Below are 18,054 nucleotides of genomic sequence, written 5' to 3'. Positions count from 1 at the left end.
AACCAGGGAACAGGCTCACAACCGTTTTCTTCATCGTTCAAATAGTCAAGAACTTGTTTTGAGTTTGTGTCACTTTCAAACAAACCGAATTTGTTTAAAGTCAATCCAAATTTGTCTGAAAGTTCTTTACCAATGTCATGGCAATGAAAAGTATGAAAACTACCACCACTTTCAATTCCTATGTAGTCATATCCTATAAGCACTTCACTTTCTTGTTCTTCTATTTCTTTTAAAAGTGTCAACCGCAGTCCGATTTCACCAAACTTTTCAGATTGCGGTTTAAATTCTTTGAGTATGTCGTTTCGTTCCTTTGTGTCAAAGTATAGTGCGAATACTTTAACGTCTTTCATATTGTCAAAGAATTTTCTTTTGTATTCAATTGCTGTTTCAAGGTCTGTAAAGACATTTAAAAATCCGATTTTATTGTCATTAGATTTTTGGTCAACCCAAGTTCTTATTTCATCTATTTGTTTGTTCGAAAAACCGTAATCATTTTTTACTTCATCTATTTGTTGGTTATTGTCGGTTGTCCAACTGTAAGACCAAACGTCAAGAATGTGGTCATTTATGCACTCACTACAAGTATATATCAGATGACCTTTCTCGTCCCCATAAGTTTTAGGTCTAAGTCTGGTCAGGTAGTAGCCTCCTAAATAATATTTTGCTTCTGTCTCGTTCATTTGTTTACGGCCGTCTTTTACACTTGCCACTAACATTTCGCTTTACGCATGTTTTTATAAAACATGCGTTTATTTTAAATAAATAAACACTGTTAATAATTTGATATTCAATTATTTAAATAATTTTAATACCAAGACCAATCCAAACTTTTATAAACATAAATTTGCGCGTCACTCAATAAGTAAATGCCCTTATCTGGTCTTAGTAAGCTATGAAATTCATATACTGGATTTTGTAACAATTTACATCTAAATTCAACATCATTCGATCAACTGAGAACTACTAAGGAAAATACTTAAACGTCCAAATTTATATATTAATACCAATCCCTTCTCCCGCCTTACAAATATATCCAAACTTATTTGGTTGTTTTGTATGTCGTACAGTTTATATTTATTTAAACAGAAACAGGATGCAACTTTTCTTCTGTATTCTAAAAAATTTAACGGTTTTAGGTTTTGTGGAGGGTTTGTATTAGGATTTTTTGAATAAAGGGAACATCAGGTGCTTAAAAACGCCCAAATTTCAGAAATAATTAAGTACAACTCACAAGCAAGTATCTAGGGTCGCTCTACCCTCGAGGTACGGCTGAGGTACTAAGCCTCAATATGCATCTAAAAACGAACTACTAAATCCACAAATCTGTGTGTAAGTAAAGAATTAATCACAAATATACAGGGACTTACTTTCTCACCTAATCACCGTTAAATCTCCCTTGAATATTTCTTGCTTTCCATTATTCGGGTTGAAGTATTCTATAACGACTACATAAACTCCTTCGACAACGCGCTTACCATTAAACTGTCCATCCCAAATGGTATCTCCATCATGACTTACAAAACATTGGGCTCCATTACGATCATATACAGCCCAGCGCAAAATGTTTACCCCTAAGTGAGTGATCATGAATTGATCGTGTTTTCCATCTCCGTTGGGGCTAAAGATATTGGGAATATAAATTCTGACTTCGTTGCGAATACAGATCGATCTTGAAAATTCATCAATGCAACCTAAATCGTTCTGAACTCGCTGTATTATAACGAATTTGCCTGTGTCCAGATATTCATGAGTTAATAAACCAGGTTGCAGAAGATCAAGCGGTGGAGAACCATCCCCAAAATCAATACTACCACTCGTATATCCAGTGGCAAGATCTATGATCTCTATAAGGTTGTTAATATTGTCAATACACTCCTGATTAGGAATCAAATTGAAATTCGCAGCTATAGGGTCTGCACCCGGTAATTCTATATTCTGTTCCTGGCGACAACCTGTTGATTTCTGAATAATTTCTGCCAGATATACGCCCGGTAAATCTTTGAGTCTATTTCCACGCTTTATAGGACTAGTTTGCCATTCTATATCAAAGAATGTAGTATCCAGTTTTAGTTCTACAAAAGTGGTTTCTCCAAAACAAACTTCAGGTCCCTGAATGGTATCCACTACAAATTTTGGATGAACTTTTACAAGAACACTATCGACTAATGGATCTGAACAACCATCCGTTACTGTTACCCTATACCAACTATCTACTAATGGAGAAACGACATGACTGCTTCCAAATCCCAACCCCTGATCCCAATTATATAAAAATGATCCTTTACCGCCAATGGCATCAATTTCAATGGAAGTCCGTTGTCCGGCACAAATCGTGTCGTTTCCACTAAATAATTTTTTACTGATCGGAGGAAGTATACTGATTAATATTTTTTCAGAAGAACTACAATTGCCTTTACCTCGGGTGTAGCTTAGTTCCCAGTTTCCTGATCCAAGCTTAGAAGGATTAATTACCGGAGGAGATAAAATGCCATTAATGTAAAAATCACCACCCGGAGGGTTTAGAATAACGGGTATATCCTGGTCTTTAAAACAATATTGGGCATCCAATCCTGTGATACTGACTTGTGTCCAAGCTTCGACTTTTACTACGGTATCCTCACGACAACCTGCAGGACTAATATAACTAACTCTATGTGTTCCGATTCCAGAAAGACCCGGATCAAACAAACCCTGCAATTCATCTAAAAATCCTGTTCCCTCCCAATGTCCACCCGGAGGTTGGATCTGCAAAATGGTTGGTGGACTTCGGTCACACAATTCATAATTTGAAAACATTATTGGAGTTTCTACTACAAGTTCAAGCGTATCCTGACATCCAAAGGCTGAATAATAGATGGAATGCTTACCGGGTCCCGCCCATTGAGGTACCCAGAAATACTGACTATCTCTAAATTCAATTCCTTTTCCTGTAAAAAATCCCGGTCCATCACTCGGGGTTAATAATTGGATCAAATCAACACTATCCGGATAAGGACAAAAAAGATTATTAACTGGAGCATTTAAATGTACATCATGAATATTAGCGATAAATGTATCTCTGCATTGTTTGAAGTTTAATTGAAAGGCATGTTTTCCCGAAGGTAATGAGGAAATATCAATGCGATTGTTTAACAGATCAAGTTGTCCTGGACCAGTCCAGCGCCCCTGAACAGATAAAAACAAATAGTGGGCTCCCAAACACAAATCCTGATCTGGTCCTGCATTCGGTTTATTTACAAATACGTTGACATCGCGATCACAACCATTTATGTGGTAATTGAAAACATTCCATTGATTTATATTGGATTTGGAAACACTCACTTTGCCTAGAACACTGTCCACAATTCCAGGGCCCCTCCAAAATCCACCTGGTGGATTAAATGTGAATTGAAAATTTTCCAAATAACACAAACTATCTACTGGAGAAATCTGAATACTGTCCGTTACATAAACTGTCTTTAGATCAATACATCCATTGGGTGCTTGATATTGTATCTGGTGGGTTCCAGAACTCAGAGGAGAAAACTTTCCGGTAGAATCTACCCAATTTCCCATCCAACGTCCACCAAGTGGATGATTTCCTTTAAGATCAAAATCCGAACTTCCCTGACAGGCAGCTTCCGGAGGACCGGCATCAATCGGAATGATGTAAAGAGTATCAGAAGTCTTGCATGTGTTAGGCGCTGTGTAAACAACTATATCTCGCTGAATCTGGTTTGATCTGGACCAATAGTTAAAAGGGTAAACACCAGTTCGGTTTTGTGCTGCAGGAATGGCTGCAGCATCAAAAGTTCCTCCCCCCAGATCTACGTTATATTTCCAATTGGCGGCAGAAGCACAAACGGTATCAGATATAGGATTTAAAATTCGGGGTACAGGATAAACCACCACGTTTTTATTTGCGATACAGCCATTAGAAGCTTGATAGCTTATTACAAATGTTCCTGTGTCTATGGGATTGAAAATTCCTATTGAATCTGTATTCTTACCACTCCAAAAACCTCTTGTAGGAGAAGCTCCTTTGAGTTGGAATGAACCACTATATTGACAAGCACTTTGTTGCTGTCCTGCACTAACGGGAATGATATAAATAGTATCCCGAACAATACAGCCATTAGGGTCTACATATGTTACTGTATCCGTGCGCAAACTATCGTTTCCGAGTAACCTCCAGAATTCATAAATACCTGATTTTCGTTGTTGGTTTGGGATGACTAAAGAATAAAAATCACCACCTGGAATATTCACTTGGTATTGCCAGTTTTGGGCGGATGCACAAAAGGTATCTTGAATAGGATTTAAGATTTTTGGATTATTAAAAACTTCAATCGTTCGGGTTGCCATACATCCATTGGGAGCGGTATACAGGAAACTAAAAAGTCCAGTTGTATCCGGAATAAAACTTCTGTTTGGACCCAATTTTGAACCCGACCAGGTTCCTCCGGAAGGTGTTGCACCGTTTAGGGTAATAACAGGTCCACCCAAACAGGCTTTTTGATTTTGTCCTGGATCTATGGGCCAAACCAATACCGTATCACAAATTTTACAACCATTAGGAGCAACATAACACACCGTATCAGATTGCAATCCATTTCCTTTATAGTGGCGCCAGAATTCATAAACTCCAGTGGTATTTTTTTGTCCTGGAAATTTGGAAGGAAAGAAAGTTCCACCAGGTAGATCGACGACATAGTTCCAATTTGAAGCTGAGGCACACACCGTATCTTGAATTCGATTCAGAATCTTTGGAATTTTTAAAGGGATAAACATAAATCTTGCAGTATCCTTTCTACCCGAAACACTATCTGTAACAACAACATAATAATTCGCTGTATCGAGATCGCAGATTTTTATTTTTTTCGTAGTTTGTCCTCCAGGAACCCATAAAAACCTAAAAACCTGTTTAGGGTCTGCATATGGCACCGCTTCAAGTTCTGTACACAAACCAGCACAAACAATACTATCTGCCTGCCGGATGTCTACTGTAAAAGGACAATTGTTCATACTGAACAACACACTGGAAATTAGAGCGTGTTCTTTACCGCATTCATCGATGTATTTGAAAGCAAAATTCAAACGATAGTTAACCGGTTTATCTAAAGGAGGGTCAAATTTTATTCTGACCTTTCGGGTCACACCATTTAAACAGTCCAAAGCTTCGGCTTCAACGATACTCGAAGCCCCAGGGCCAAAGATGTTGAAATTACCAGGAACAATTTGATCACACGGAATTGGATATCCCAATTCTAATATCATTTCAGATAAGGGACAATCAGTGGACGATAGTAGTTTTAGTGATGGCGGTGCTGGTAATTCAAAGATTACAGTCCAATTCATTTTCCAACCATTAGCAGTAATATTGTCATCACTTTTGAAATGTATAGTAACACAGCCACTTCGAGCTATAAATCCAGGGGCAGGGCTTAAGATGCCACTAAGGGTTCCAAGAACGGGCGAATTTCGATCTGGTCCATCATAGATGGTCATCACATCGTATGTTTTCTCGGTAGCAAAAAATTCGAAATTAAGGATAATGGCAGTTGCTCTCGGCACACAAATAGTAAATGTATAATCTTCGTTATGATCGTAGTTTTTATCCTCTCCGGCCTGACTATGGGTAAGAATTCCTTCACAATCATGCACAAGATTGTTTTGCATCATGTACTCCGTCTGAGCAAACAGCATATTGCATGTAACAATCGTGCTAATTACTAGACAGATCAGGGATTTCATTACTTGCAAAACACGGTTCATTATTTCTTTTTAATGATGACATCAGTACTTACCAACTCATTGCTTTTATGACCGCTTCGGTCTATCATATAAATATAAAATCGGGTCCGCTCTTCACTCCGATTTCCAAACACAAATAAACTTGGAAATTCTAGTTTTAAATTTCCTTTGACCGCAATTAACGCGCCTGGTGGTGCGACAGGACCTATATAAAATCCGTCATATTTATTAAGCCTTACATCTCTGATATAAACTGCATAATCATCTGGTTCTTCAAATCCTATGTCTCCATCTCCATCCTGATAACTAATGCTTATGGTGAGGACATCTTCGAATTCGCGAATCGTGTCGTGTGAAAGACTTTGGAATTTAATTTCAGGTGTTACTGAAAATGGCGGCTCATCCGCATTTTCCCTGCAGGAGACTAGAATGGCGGTTATCATGCCAATATAGAGATATGTACTAAAGCCTTTCAAAGGACATATATTTTTTCATGGAAAATACGGCTCTTTCAGAAGGAAGTTCAGTAATCGGATTGAGATGGTCCTTGACTAATGTTTTGAAAAAGACTTGGTTTTGATTTTGAAAAATTTGTTTACTCAAAATTCGCACTTTGTGACTATAATTAACTGAATCCCCATAGAGGCCTATATTCCGCATAGGAGGCTGAACTAATTCCATATTCATAATCAATTGTGTAGAATCATAAACATGAGGATTTTGACTCAATCGAATTTCAGGCATTGAAAAACTTGAAGGATCCTGAGCATCGTGTTTAAATGCAAAAAATAAATCAATGGTGTCGATCAAACTATCTAAAATTAAAGGTCCGTTAAAAAGTCTTCTGTCTATTTTTCCGGTATCACGATAACTCGCAAAACAACCTAGCAGTTGGGCTTGTGGTATACCTACTTTAGGTATCGTACCGTCAATAGATGGAGCCCCATTGCGTATCCAAGTTTCAATTAATTGAATATATTTAGTTTTATTACGACCCCAGTCTGAATCTGGTTCAATCTGGATGGGCATTTGAGGCGAGACAATATTGTTTAATCTTGCAAGTAAAACAGATTCATCCGGGAATAAGGTTTTACACGAACCAAATATTTTCCATCCTGTTTGATGGCTTCTCGAAATACCAAAGTATTATATGAGCTTTCCAATGTTCTGAAGTCAGGATCAAAAGTACCATCGTGACATCCAGCATTGGCACAGGTAGGTTTGAAAATATAATGATATAATCCAGCAATGGAAGTTGAGTCTGGGTCACTAAAAACAAATTTTACTGTGTCTTGTTTGGGGTTATAATTATCAAATGGATTTTCAGGTGGATCAGGTTTTTCACAGGTAATAAATAAAAAAGCCAACCCGCATACCCAAACTATCATTTGTTGAATTCTTGCCATCTTTAATTGATTTAAATTCTGTCAAATAAAGATCTGGCTGAAACATCCAGCAAGCCTGCTTTGTAGACGATTTCTTTAATTCCAAATATATCAGCAATCGTTGGAACGACATCCGAGGCATCTCCCAAAGGAGATTGTTCTGAACCTCGTTTTAGGTTCGCGTCAATACCGGGTCCTACCATTAATGTGAAAATTCTCCGCGCATTTGGGCTTCCGGAATGGTCATAAGCAAACCAATCATTGAGATCCTTAATTGAATTGTTTTCTAAATCTCTTCCGTGCTCCGGCATAACGATCATAACAGTATTGTCTCTCATTTCAGGAATAGCCTGAATCTCCTTCCACAAGAATGCAATTCCATGATCTGCACGATGAATATTTTTTAAATAAGCAGTGAAATTGCCGTGGCAAACATCAATATTGCTGAGATCTACAATTGTCAATCTAGGTTTGAACCAACGCAACAATTCTGCGGTATATCCTAGTGTAACCATATCTCCATTATCCGTAACCGGGGGAGATATGATCTTACCATTTTTTACTTTTTCGAAAGTTTGACGGATGAACTCCCTGATGTTGTTTTCTTCTTCTGGTGTATTGTATAAGTGGGGAATTTCAAGTCCGTCGTTTGTAAAATTTTGATTCAAAAAGCCTCTAATTTCTCGAAACAATGCATAATCTGTATCAGGATGGTAATTTTTGAAATCCATGAAATGTTCCCTTCCTGGAGCGCCAAAAGTGACGGAAGGGGCAATAAAATTTCCAGCATATCGCCGACCATAATCTTTATGGTCCGAATAATTAAGAAGAGATCGCGAACCAGTGAGACTATTGGCAACTGACCAACAATCTGTTGCTTTGAAACCTGCATGTTTTCTTAGGTATTCAAATATTGTAGGAGATGCAGTTCTTTGTCTAAGTCCTGAAGTAGTGTAGTAATTGCCCGAAACCCCCGTACTTAATCCATTGAAATGTCCAGCGCTACCCTTTGAAAATTTCACCTCCGGAAACAAGATGCCTTGTCGTTGCAGGGAAGTCTGAAGTAATGGATTAATCGGAAATGCGCCTACAATATTATTTTTTTTGTCATCTATACCATAAGCTATTTTATCCTCTGGCGGTGGACCATCTAATAAATTGTACATGATATTGCCTTCCACCTGTTCGTTTTGGCTCCCGGCTAAATAACGTTGTAAAACCGATTCCTGCTGACGCAAACCACCTGCGAACTGAACAAAAACAACATGTTTTGCCATCATAGGAGCTTGTTGAGCGAACAAAAGACCGGATGGAAGCAGAAAGGGCATTCCAATACTTCCGGTTGCAGCTAAAGCTGAATTTCTTATAAACTTTCGTCGATTCATAACCCCTTCAAATTAATAGTGAAAATGCTCATTACAAGTACCAAAAGCAAAGTAAAAATGTTCTGGTGTTACATTAGGACGGCTCGAAATATAATTCAACATCCAGTTGAGTTCAGCTTCTGTAGGTTCTCGCACCAGAAATCGCTTATAGGTGGCTCGAATAAAAGCTTCAGGATCTTTGAGCATTTCTTCTTTGCTTGGAATAATAACCTTAGGGTCATTCATGTATTTGCTCAATAATATATCAAATGCTACTTGTTTATCTCCAATGGATTCAATGGCCTTTTGGGCACTCAACATAGAATTAGGGCTGATTGCTTTTTGAAAAAAATTAGTGTATAAAATAGAGATATACTGCGTTATGGATTTAGGTTTTATCTTTTGACTATTGACCGGTAAAATGGTCTGATCATCAATTTCATATACATAAAAATCCTTTTGACAAGAAGCCAAAAAGAACATTAGAAATATGATTCCTAACTTGTAGAAAAGCTTACTTAAATCCTGCATATTCATCAGTCACTGATATTTGTTTTATAATTTCGCGGATGTCGTGATGTTTTAAATACTCGGGAAGAATACTAGCCAGTTCCCTGGAACTTGGGAAGCGATTTAGATAAATTTGAAAAGTCCAAATGACTATACCTTCATGCATTGCGGGTGATTCAACGAGATTGTGGATGAATTCCGTTTTGTTGCTGCAATAATTTCCAAATGCCTGGCCTGGCGAGGATTTTTCAATGATATCAAAAGCAACAGCATATTCTTGATCTGTAGGCAATCTAAATAGTAATTCATTATAAATGGCGCGGATAAAATTGAAGGTATTCATATTGATAATGCCGTAAATGTGGTTATCCACCATGAACTGAAATATTTGATTGTAGCTGATATCTCCATTGTAGAGATCTTCTTGGCTTTGTAACACATTTTGAAGCTTGCGAATTTGATTTAACTTACCATAGAAGTCATCCCAATTACCATTCATGGAGTCTCTCATCGCATCAGACAGAAACAAACCCATATAGTAAGATATTTCCTCATCCGAAACACCTTCAAGACAACGAACTTTAGCCAGATTATACAGATTTAGATAAAATGCCGCCTTATAGGATCGCTCACCGATTCTAAAACTAGTATCCTGCATGAGTCTGTTAATAAGGTCAAGACGTGAATCGCGACTGAGTTCTCTCACTTTCAAGGTATCTACTTCGGGCCCTAATTCCACTTTTAAAGGTTCCCGCCCAATCAAATCAATAAATAACCGATTTACATAATTTTCGATTTTTAATCTTGAGATGTTGGTAACTGATATAGGGTCATTATCGTCTATGACATTAAGATTATCAGTAGTACAAGAACTCAAAAGAGAAATGATGAAAAGAGATAGCAAAGTCTTAAAAGTAAGAACTCTTTTATTATTAGATTGGGGGTTAGATAAGTAATTCATAAAGCTGGGCTTCAAAAGTAAATGTAAGCCTATTTAAATTATATTCAACTGATTTTCTTAAATAATTTGAAAAAGCAATTAAATCCTGAATAATGTTGGAACAATTAATTGCTTTATTTTTAATTGCATTCAAAATTCTCATTTAATTCAAGTGTCTTTTCTAATTTTTTTAGAAAATGGCACAACATCTTTAGCGTTTATATTTATATAATATTAATATATAAACTCTTATCTACTTTTATCGTATCAAGGTGACCTCACCTTTAAGGTTAATCTTAGAAAGATTAGAATCAAGTCCTTCAATAAGGTAAAGGTATACTCCTGGATTCAATGGCTTATTTCTAAATATTCCGTTCCATCCTGTGTTAAATTGTGCTGGATTTACTAATTCACTTTGAAACAATAGTTCTCCCCAACGATCAAATATTTTCATGGACTTAATCTGAATATTAGGATCAGTAACAACAGGAATAAAGTAATCATTGATGCCATCTCCGTTAGGACTAAATAGTGTAGGGATAAACACTTGTCCAGATTCATCTAAAATGAATAGGATGGTATCTATGGCCTGACATCCATTTTGGTCGGTAACCAAAATATATGCTTCACCATTTTCATGAATTTGAATTTCTGTAGTTTCACAGGAACTGCATGAAAATAATGATTCCGGAAACCAATGATAAAACTTAACCACCCGATTCGTATTAGCCTTTAGATTAATGGTTGTGGGCGTTTTGAGATGTAAATCTTTTCCGGCATCTACATTTAATAGATCGGGTTGGATTATTTGAAACAGGATGCTATCAGATTTGCATTTTCTCTTATCCGTGATAATTAAAGTATAGGTACCGACATCTAATTTATTAAGCAGATCATTATTTGTTACTTGAACACCATTGAGAATATATTCTAAAGGGAGTTCAACATTTTTAATGACATCCACATTGATACTTCCGTTTTTCATACCAAAGCAACTAATATGATCAATGGCAACATCGAAAACCATAGGTTCATAAAGAACCTTTGTTACAATGATACTATCACAACCCAGTGAAGTCATTAAAAATAAACTATCTGATCTAACAGAATCTTTAAAACAAGTTGTTTCAAGATGATATTGTATCGAAGATGGTCTCAATTCAATTTTAGAAATAATAACGCTATCGCAATATTGACCTTGCAAATGATTTATGATCGTATTCACTTGATTGGGATCGCAAGTGATTTGTTTTAAATAAGTAGTGTCGGAAGTATGAAATATGTTATTTACGAAAACTACTGAATCACATTTACCTTGAATAGGGTAATATAAAGTATCTATTAATTGAATTGGAATATTACAAACATTTTTATTAATAAAAAGAGTATCAGCAGCAATAAAATTAATTTTTTCAATGACTAAAGAATCACAACCGTATTTGTTGGTGAATAGCGAATTGAATATTCCGGCATTTTGGAATTGACAAGTATTTGTTTCGATATAAAGCGTATCCTTCTGTTTAGGTTTATAATGAATAATAACCAGACTATCACAAGTTTTGGTTTGATAAATTAAAGTATCCTTATAACTATTATTTATTGTACATAAAAAACTGTCCCGATAATTAATAGTTAATGGAGAAAAAATAGTATTGATATAAATAGTAGAGTCGCACGAGTAAATATTTTTATAAACCAATGTATCAATCCCAATTTTTGTGGAATCACAGGTCGTTTGATTTAAAATCAATTCATTTGTGATTGCTGGAATTTGTATAACTTTAATAACACTATCGCAAGGACTTTTAGAAACTATTTGGTAGGTTATCGAGGTATCGATTATTGTGCAATTAAAATTTGTTATTACAGATGTATCGGGTTTGACATATTTATAAGATGAGATGATAAATGAATCGCAACCACGCATATTAATCAGCGTGTCGATGACTAATGATTTTTGAAATGGGTCACATGTGGTATAGGAAAAGTAATTCGAATCCTTAACCGCTGGAATTTTATTAATGATAACTAAACTATCACATCCTGGCAATTGAAAAAATTGAGTATCGATAGAGATGATATTTATCGAACAATCATATTGGGTAAATCTTACTGTATCCGGATTATCCTGTTGTATAAAAGTTGCTGTAGTTTTTGTTTTATTTCCACAATGATCTATTGCATAGAAATCTACAACATTAATTAAAGCAGAAGAATCGCCTTTAAAATTATTTGTCCAGGCAACTGATGAACAATTATCAGTAGCTATTGCAGATCCATGATTTTGCAGCCAATTTCTGAGTGAATCTCTGGCTAAGGGTGAACATTGTAACAAAACATCCTTAGCTGGATTTACTATTTTGGGTGATATCGTATCAATAATAATATATTTAGCTACAAAGCTTGAAGTATTATCACATTCATCCGAAACAATGAAGTCAACGAGTGTCGTATCACATGAATTCGTTGCTATACTGTCGTAAGCATAATCCCAAGTTATTTTTTTACAATTATCAGTTGCCGAAGCTCCTGCATTGCTAAATAGCCACGTTAAAAAAGTATTTTTAGTGTGATTGGAACATAATATAATTTTGTCCTTCCCTGCAATAGTAATATTTGGCGCGACTTCATCTTTTACCGTTATTTCCTGAGTAAAAAGTTTTTTATTACCACATTTGTCAAGAATTTCCCAATCACGTTTTATCAATTGTTCACATTTATCAATTTTAGAAGTGGTTTCTTTAAAGGATATGGTTGGATTCGCATCACAATTATCTGTAACGATTAATTTTGGAGCTTTTGGTACATCACCGATACAGTTGTATATTTCATTTTGTGGCTCATTGGTAATCATTGGTTCTTCCTGATCGCCCGGGCATTCAAAAATTTTAATATCATCTATTAAAGTTCCTGCATAGATTAAATCTCCAACACTACTAAATTCCATATCTGCCATATCTGCCATAGCCATAAACATATAAGATTGCTTAAACCAAGCAACACTTCCAGAAATAGTAACCACCCAACTGACATTTAACCAAGCACCATTGGCTACTAAAAGGGTTCCAGTAGAACTGTGATTGCCTCCATTTTGAGCTGTCCAAAAATCGATTCTGTAGGAATTTCCGGGAGTTAGTCCGGTAAGTTTGTATTTTATTCCACCAAAACCAGGAGATCCATGCAGATCAATAAAATTGGAAGCACCATTGGGATTCCCGGCACCTAAATTAGCGTGAGAACCCTCACAATGATCAATAGTTGCTCTGGTAACTGTCCATTCATCGATCATTTGACCTGCACTATAAACTATAAAACCTCCTATTGGCGGAGGTATTCCGCCTTCAAAGTCCAAGTTCGGAAAATTCATTTCCAAAAATGTTCCACAACAACAAGAACCCCCAAGCTGACTTACATTTGAATTGTTTAAGATATTATGTGGAATAATATGTTGAGAATGTAAATTGAATTGAGATAACCATGCCACAAGTAAAATAGAATGGATAAAAATCTTTTTGTAAGTCATTACGTAAAATTAAACTTAATATAAGTTTTATTTAATATAAACTTTATGTTGTCGTAGTGTAAATTTATAAAGAAATAAGGAGATATGTTTAAAATATTGTTCGTTATAATAAAAAGTGATTCTATAATGTTATAGAGCAATAAACAATATATAACTTTGGGCTTTAATATAAGATACATCATTGAATGAAAAAACATAATTTTTATGCGGGACCAGCAATACTTCCGCAATCCGTATTACAACAAGCTTCAGCTTCAATCATTAATTTTAAAGAATTAGACCTTTCTATTTTAGAAATATCTCATAGAAGTAAGGAATTTGAATCAGTAATGGATGAATCAGAATCCTTAGTTAGGGAATTATTGGGAATAGATGAAGAATATGCGGTATTATTTCTTTCTGGTGGTGCTAGTTCACAATTTTTTATGATTCCAATGAATTTATTACCAGAACATGATACAGCTCATTATGTTAACACAGGAACTTGGTCAAGTGGAGCTATTAAAGAAGCCAAGCTTTTTGGAAATGTGAATGTCATTGCTTCATCTGAATCTGATCAGTTTAGACATATTCCGAATCAGTTCGAATATCCCGATACCGGTGCATATTTACACATTACTTCTAATAATACCATTTATGGTTCTCAATACCATTGGTGGCCTAAGGGATCTATTCCTTTGGTTTGCGATATGTCTTCTGATATTTTTAGTAGAAAAGTAGATGGGAAAAACTTTGGGTTAATTTATGCTGGAGCTCAGAAAAATATGGGTCCTGCAGGTGTCACCTTAGTAGTAGTTAAAAAAGACCTATTGGGAAAAACCGGAAGAAAATTACCAAGCATGTTAGATTACAAGAACCACATGGATAAAGGTTCGATGTATAACACACCTCCCGTATTTCCAATATACGTATCCATGTTAACTATGCGATGGATAAAGGAAATGGGGGGCCCGAAAGCTATGGAATTACGTAATAACGAAAAAGCATTAACCCTGTATAATGAGATCGATAGAAATCCATGTTTTGAAGGAACGGTCAGGAAAGAAGATCGTTCTCGCATGAATGTTGTATTTAAATTAAAAAACTCGGATCACGAAGCTGAATTTTTAAAATTGTGCAAGGATGCAAATTGTGTTGGCCTACAGGGGCATAGATCTGTTGGAGGATTTAGAGCTTCACTTTATAACGCATTGCCATTAGAAAGTGTCAATGTATTAGTAAACGTAATGCAAGATTTCGCTTTGAAATATGCTTAAAGCAAAAACATTCAAAGAATATCAGAACATTCAAATTGATAATATAGATTTATTATTGGAGATCCATCATGAATGGCGGATGTCTGCCAGAGTTTCATTAACCAAGAATAAAGCTATAATACGAATTCCAATTATGTCTCCTAGTTTTGAAAAAACAAAACACATCTTATGGGCAAAAGAATGGATTTATAAAAGATTAACGAAAGATCATTTATATCGAGCGAAATATTTACCCAAAGTTTATGAAACAGGATCACAGTTGACCGTTAGAAATAGCCTTTTTACATTAGATGTTAAAGAGAATATAGAACGAAAAACAGCTACCGGTCGAAGAAGAGGCTATGTCATATACTTGGAATTACCTGCAAATATTACTGTTGAACAGCGTCAAAAAATGTGCTCCAGTCTAATTAGTAATATTATGTCCAAAACATATATAGAAGGATTAAGAAATAGAGTACATGAACTTAATAAGCAGTTTTTTAATAAAGAAATCAATCAAATTAGACTTAGAAATAATCACAGCAATTGGGGAAGTTGTAGTACAAACAAAAATATAAGTATTTCATCCAGATTATTGTTGGCTCCTAATTTTGTTTTGGATTATATTATTATTCATGAGTTAGCACATTTGGTACATCATAATCATTCAGCCAAATTCTGGGCAGAAGTAGAAAGAGCGATGCCTCATTATTTGGAATCCGAAAAATGGCTTAAAGATCATGGTGAGTCTTGTCAATGGTAAATGAACTCTATTTTATCATAACTAACATATTAATTTTCAACATTTTATATTTATTTTTTAATTAAACTTAAAAATAAAATTAATTTGATGCAACGAAAGGCATTTTTACTACTCTTTATCATTGTAGTTCAGTATTAAACGAAAAACAAATGCAGACTTTAGTCGATAGGATAAAACAAGCAGATCAAAAAGCCTACAGAGAGCTTTATGATATGTTCAATATTCCTATGTATAATATTTGTTTACGAATGATGAATCAACCCGAAGATGCCTTAGATGTATTACAGGAAACTTTTATAAAAGTATTTCAAAACATACAACAACTTAATAATGGACAATTACTTCCAGCATGGATTAAAAAAATTTGTATAAACACTGCGCTCAGTGAATTGGATAAAAAGCAAAAACTTCAATTTGATGATTTGAATGATGAAAGTGTTTTATATTCTCTAAATTCTGAGGATGGAGTTATAGATGAATTTGAACATGAATCTAATATGGCTGAAATAATGAATGCTATAGAGTTGTTACCTGAACGGTATCGTATCGTATTTACCTTATACGCCATTGAAGATTATTCACATGAAGAAATAGCTCAAATGTTAGGTATTGTTGCATCAACTTCAAGGAGTCAATATTTAAGAGGTAAACAGAAATTATTAGAAATAATAAAAAAAAATAAACAACATGTCCGATCGATTAAAACAATATATACAACAGCATAAGCATATTATTGACAATAAGGTACCACCTTCTGATTTTTTTGAACGATTAATGATTGAAGAAAAAGGAAAGTTGCATATTAATAGGCCCAAAAAACATAGTGCAAAATTCAACTTTCATTATCTATGGATTGCTGCATCAATTTGTATACTGATTGTTTTTATTTTTTCACTAAATAGTGAAGACGATGGGACGAACCAAACTTTATCTTTAGTTTCAGAGAAATCACTATTACCTCAAGATCAAAAAGAAATTGTTGAGGATAATGTAAAAGCTAATGAAATTGTTTTAGGTAATGAAACAAAAGCAATTGCGGAAAAGACAATGCAAATACAATCAAACAAACAAGTAAATAAAAAAGGCAGAACGCTCAGAGCAAAAACTATTATTCAACAAGAAATCATTGAAAATCCCAATAATATTGAATTGGCGAACCAATTAACGGATGATCATATGGACCAAGAAATAGCTGTTTTAAATGAACCGATCATTACTCAATCGAACATTAAAACAGATGATGCTGAACCATTAATAAAGATTAATGAAGTACCACAAAATGGAAATATAACCCAGCTAAGTTCTTCAGAACCAATAGTAAGTGTAGCTGATCATTCGAATCAATCTTACACTATTGGAAAAGCCATATTTAAAGGGATTATGAAATTAATTTCAAAGAAGAGCAGTGAATGGACTTCGGATGTTTTGAAAATTGAATCCAAGGAGTTGAATCAAAAAACATTTATCGCAGTCAATTATAAAAGTGAGACAGTTGCCTTTCATAAATCGATTAGTATTCCTATTCAATGATGATTTTAATTGTGAAACAACTAATTTTTTAATTTAAATAATAACAAGTATAAAAATTTTTTAAAATGAAAAAACTAATTTTCGTGTTTATTTTGTACAGTGCTATGCACTTAGCAGCACAAGAAACTGTTCCACCATTGGAAAATTTAGCCCCACCATTACCTCCTACTCCACCACCAGTTAATGTTGAGCATGATACGGTCAAAATTAAATTGGGAGATCGAGATATATTAATTATTGAAAGAGACCAGAAGGACAAAAAAAATGAAGTTGATGAAGAAGATGAAATGGATGAAACTGATTTAGATAAAAGTAATAAGGAAAATATAAATCCTGAAAAAAAGAAAAAACGTGGCGCACGCGTTGGATTTTTGGATATTGATTTAGGAGTAAATGTATTATTACATGATAAGAGTCAAGCTAAGAATTTAGTAGATGATTTGGAAAATAAACCATTTAGTTCATGGAGTACAACATTAAATTTTCTGCCTACAACAATTTATTTAGGGACTAAGCATCTGATGCTTTTGACTTCATTTGGGTATCATATTGAAGAAATGACGTTTAAAAATAAAATATCTTTTACACCCAATAAAATATTGGATTATACTAAAGATGATAATATTAAAAGGTCTTCATTTTCTATTCAGCATTTACAAGTACCTTTAATGTTATATACACAAAGTAATAGAATAAAGGGATTAGGGAAAGTAGGAATAGGATTCGGTGGGTATGCAGGAATTTTGGTTTATCAAGAATCTAATGTTAAAAAAAGCGATATCAACCAGAAAATTGAAACTGAAGAAGATTTTGGTTTTAATAAATACAGATATGGAATAACCGGAAGAATCGATATCGGGGCCATTAAATTATTTGCTAATTATGATTTAAGTGATACTTGGAAGGAAAATCAGTTCCAAACATTGGAATGTGGTATTTGGTTTGATTTTTAAATTTAAATTATTTTTTAATTTTTCAATAATGTGGTTAGCCTGCAATATGTATTGCGGGCTTTTTTATTGAAACATGGAATTTTAAAACGCCTATTCAAATTGTTAATATACTTTT

The 18,054-nt window shown here is 34.7% G+C and carries 14 protein-coding genes (1 of these 14 only partly in view); 5 read left to right on the top strand and 9 right to left on the bottom strand.

Features of this window, described 5'->3' with window-relative positions; genetic code table 11:
* The 9 genes from IPK88_05550 to IPK88_05510 all read right to left on the bottom strand — a co-directional run.
* A protein-coding gene (locus IPK88_05550) for a hypothetical protein (GenBank protein MBK8242870.1) crosses the window boundary here: on the bottom strand, positions 1-716 show its 5' portion. 34 nt of this gene lie to the left of the window's left edge; 716 of the gene's 750 nt are visible here — the first part of the coding sequence; the start codon lies at positions 714-716; its stop codon lies beyond the left edge, outside the window.
* A 655-nt stretch (positions 717-1,371) separates the two neighbouring features.
* The gene (locus IPK88_05545) at positions 1,372-5,754 is read right to left on the bottom strand and encodes a gliding motility-associated C-terminal domain-containing protein (protein MBK8242869.1); all 4,383 of its coding nucleotides are present in this window, start codon (positions 5,752-5,754) and stop codon (positions 1,372-1,374) included.
* Positions 5,754-6,209 (bottom strand): hypothetical protein, encoded by a 456-nt coding sequence (locus IPK88_05540; protein MBK8242868.1) that lies wholly within the window; start codon positions 6,207-6,209, stop codon positions 5,754-5,756. The genes IPK88_05545 and IPK88_05540 overlap by 1 nt, the downstream gene beginning before the upstream one ends.
* Positions 6,196-6,762, bottom strand: coding sequence for a hypothetical protein (locus IPK88_05535; protein MBK8242867.1), 567 nt, complete (start codon positions 6,760-6,762; stop codon positions 6,196-6,198). The genes IPK88_05540 and IPK88_05535 overlap by 14 nt, the downstream gene beginning before the upstream one ends.
* Positions 6,763-6,782: 20 nt before the next feature.
* Positions 6,783-7,139 carry a hypothetical protein gene (locus IPK88_05530; GenBank protein MBK8242866.1) on the bottom strand — a complete coding sequence of 119 codons (357 nt, stop codon included), beginning with the start codon at positions 7,137-7,139 and terminating at the stop codon, positions 6,783-6,785.
* 11 nt (positions 7,140-7,150) lie between these two features.
* Entirely contained in the window at positions 7,151-8,503 is a 1,353-nt protein-coding gene (locus IPK88_05525) for a hypothetical protein (GenBank protein MBK8242865.1), read from the bottom strand.
* 12 nt (positions 8,504-8,515) lie between these two features.
* Positions 8,516-9,019: a hypothetical protein gene (locus IPK88_05520; protein ID MBK8242864.1), complete on the bottom strand. Its 504-nt coding sequence runs from the start codon at positions 9,017-9,019 to the stop codon at positions 8,516-8,518.
* Positions 8,997-9,953, bottom strand: coding sequence for a hypothetical protein (locus IPK88_05515; protein ID MBK8242863.1), 957 nt, complete (start codon positions 9,951-9,953; stop codon positions 8,997-8,999). The genes IPK88_05520 and IPK88_05515 overlap by 23 nt, the downstream gene beginning before the upstream one ends.
* A 238-nt stretch (positions 9,954-10,191) precedes the next feature.
* Positions 10,192-13,455 carry a gliding motility-associated C-terminal domain-containing protein gene (locus IPK88_05510; protein MBK8242862.1) on the bottom strand — a complete coding sequence of 1,088 codons (3,264 nt, stop codon included), beginning with the start codon at positions 13,453-13,455 and terminating at the stop codon, positions 10,192-10,194.
* A gap of 185 nt (positions 13,456-13,640) precedes the next feature.
* On the opposite strand from IPK88_05510, the gene serC reads away from it, so the two are divergent.
* From serC to IPK88_05485, 5 genes are all read left to right on the top strand, one after another.
* Positions 13,641-14,711 (top strand): 3-phosphoserine/phosphohydroxythreonine transaminase, encoded by a 1,071-nt coding sequence (serC, locus tag IPK88_05505; protein ID MBK8242861.1) that lies wholly within the window; start codon positions 13,641-13,643, stop codon positions 14,709-14,711.
* Positions 14,704-15,456, top strand: a complete 753-nt coding sequence (locus IPK88_05500; GenBank protein ID MBK8242860.1) for a M48 family metallopeptidase — start codon at positions 14,704-14,706, stop codon at positions 15,454-15,456. The genes serC and IPK88_05500 overlap by 8 nt, the downstream gene beginning before the upstream one ends.
* A 149-nt stretch (positions 15,457-15,605) precedes the next feature.
* Positions 15,606-16,181 (top strand): RNA polymerase sigma factor, encoded by a 576-nt coding sequence (locus IPK88_05495; GenBank protein MBK8242859.1) that lies wholly within the window; start codon positions 15,606-15,608, stop codon positions 16,179-16,181.
* A complete protein-coding gene (locus tag IPK88_05490; GenBank protein MBK8242858.1) occupies positions 16,144-16,986 on the top strand; it encodes a hypothetical protein in 843 nt (280 codons plus the stop codon). The genes IPK88_05495 and IPK88_05490 overlap by 38 nt, the downstream gene beginning before the upstream one ends.
* A gap of 65 nt (positions 16,987-17,051) precedes the next feature.
* Entirely contained in the window at positions 17,052-17,939 is an 888-nt protein-coding gene (locus tag IPK88_05485) for an outer membrane beta-barrel protein (GenBank protein MBK8242857.1), read from the top strand.
* Positions 17,940-18,054 lie beyond the last annotated feature (115 nt).

Origin of the sequence: Candidatus Defluviibacterium haderslevense (assembly GCA_016712225.1) — a bacterium.
GTDB lineage: Bacteria > Bacteroidota > Bacteroidia > Chitinophagales > Saprospiraceae > Vicinibacter > Vicinibacter haderslevensis.
Note: the sequence above shows the minus strand (reverse complement) of the source record. Positions and strands in the feature narration are given on the sequence as shown.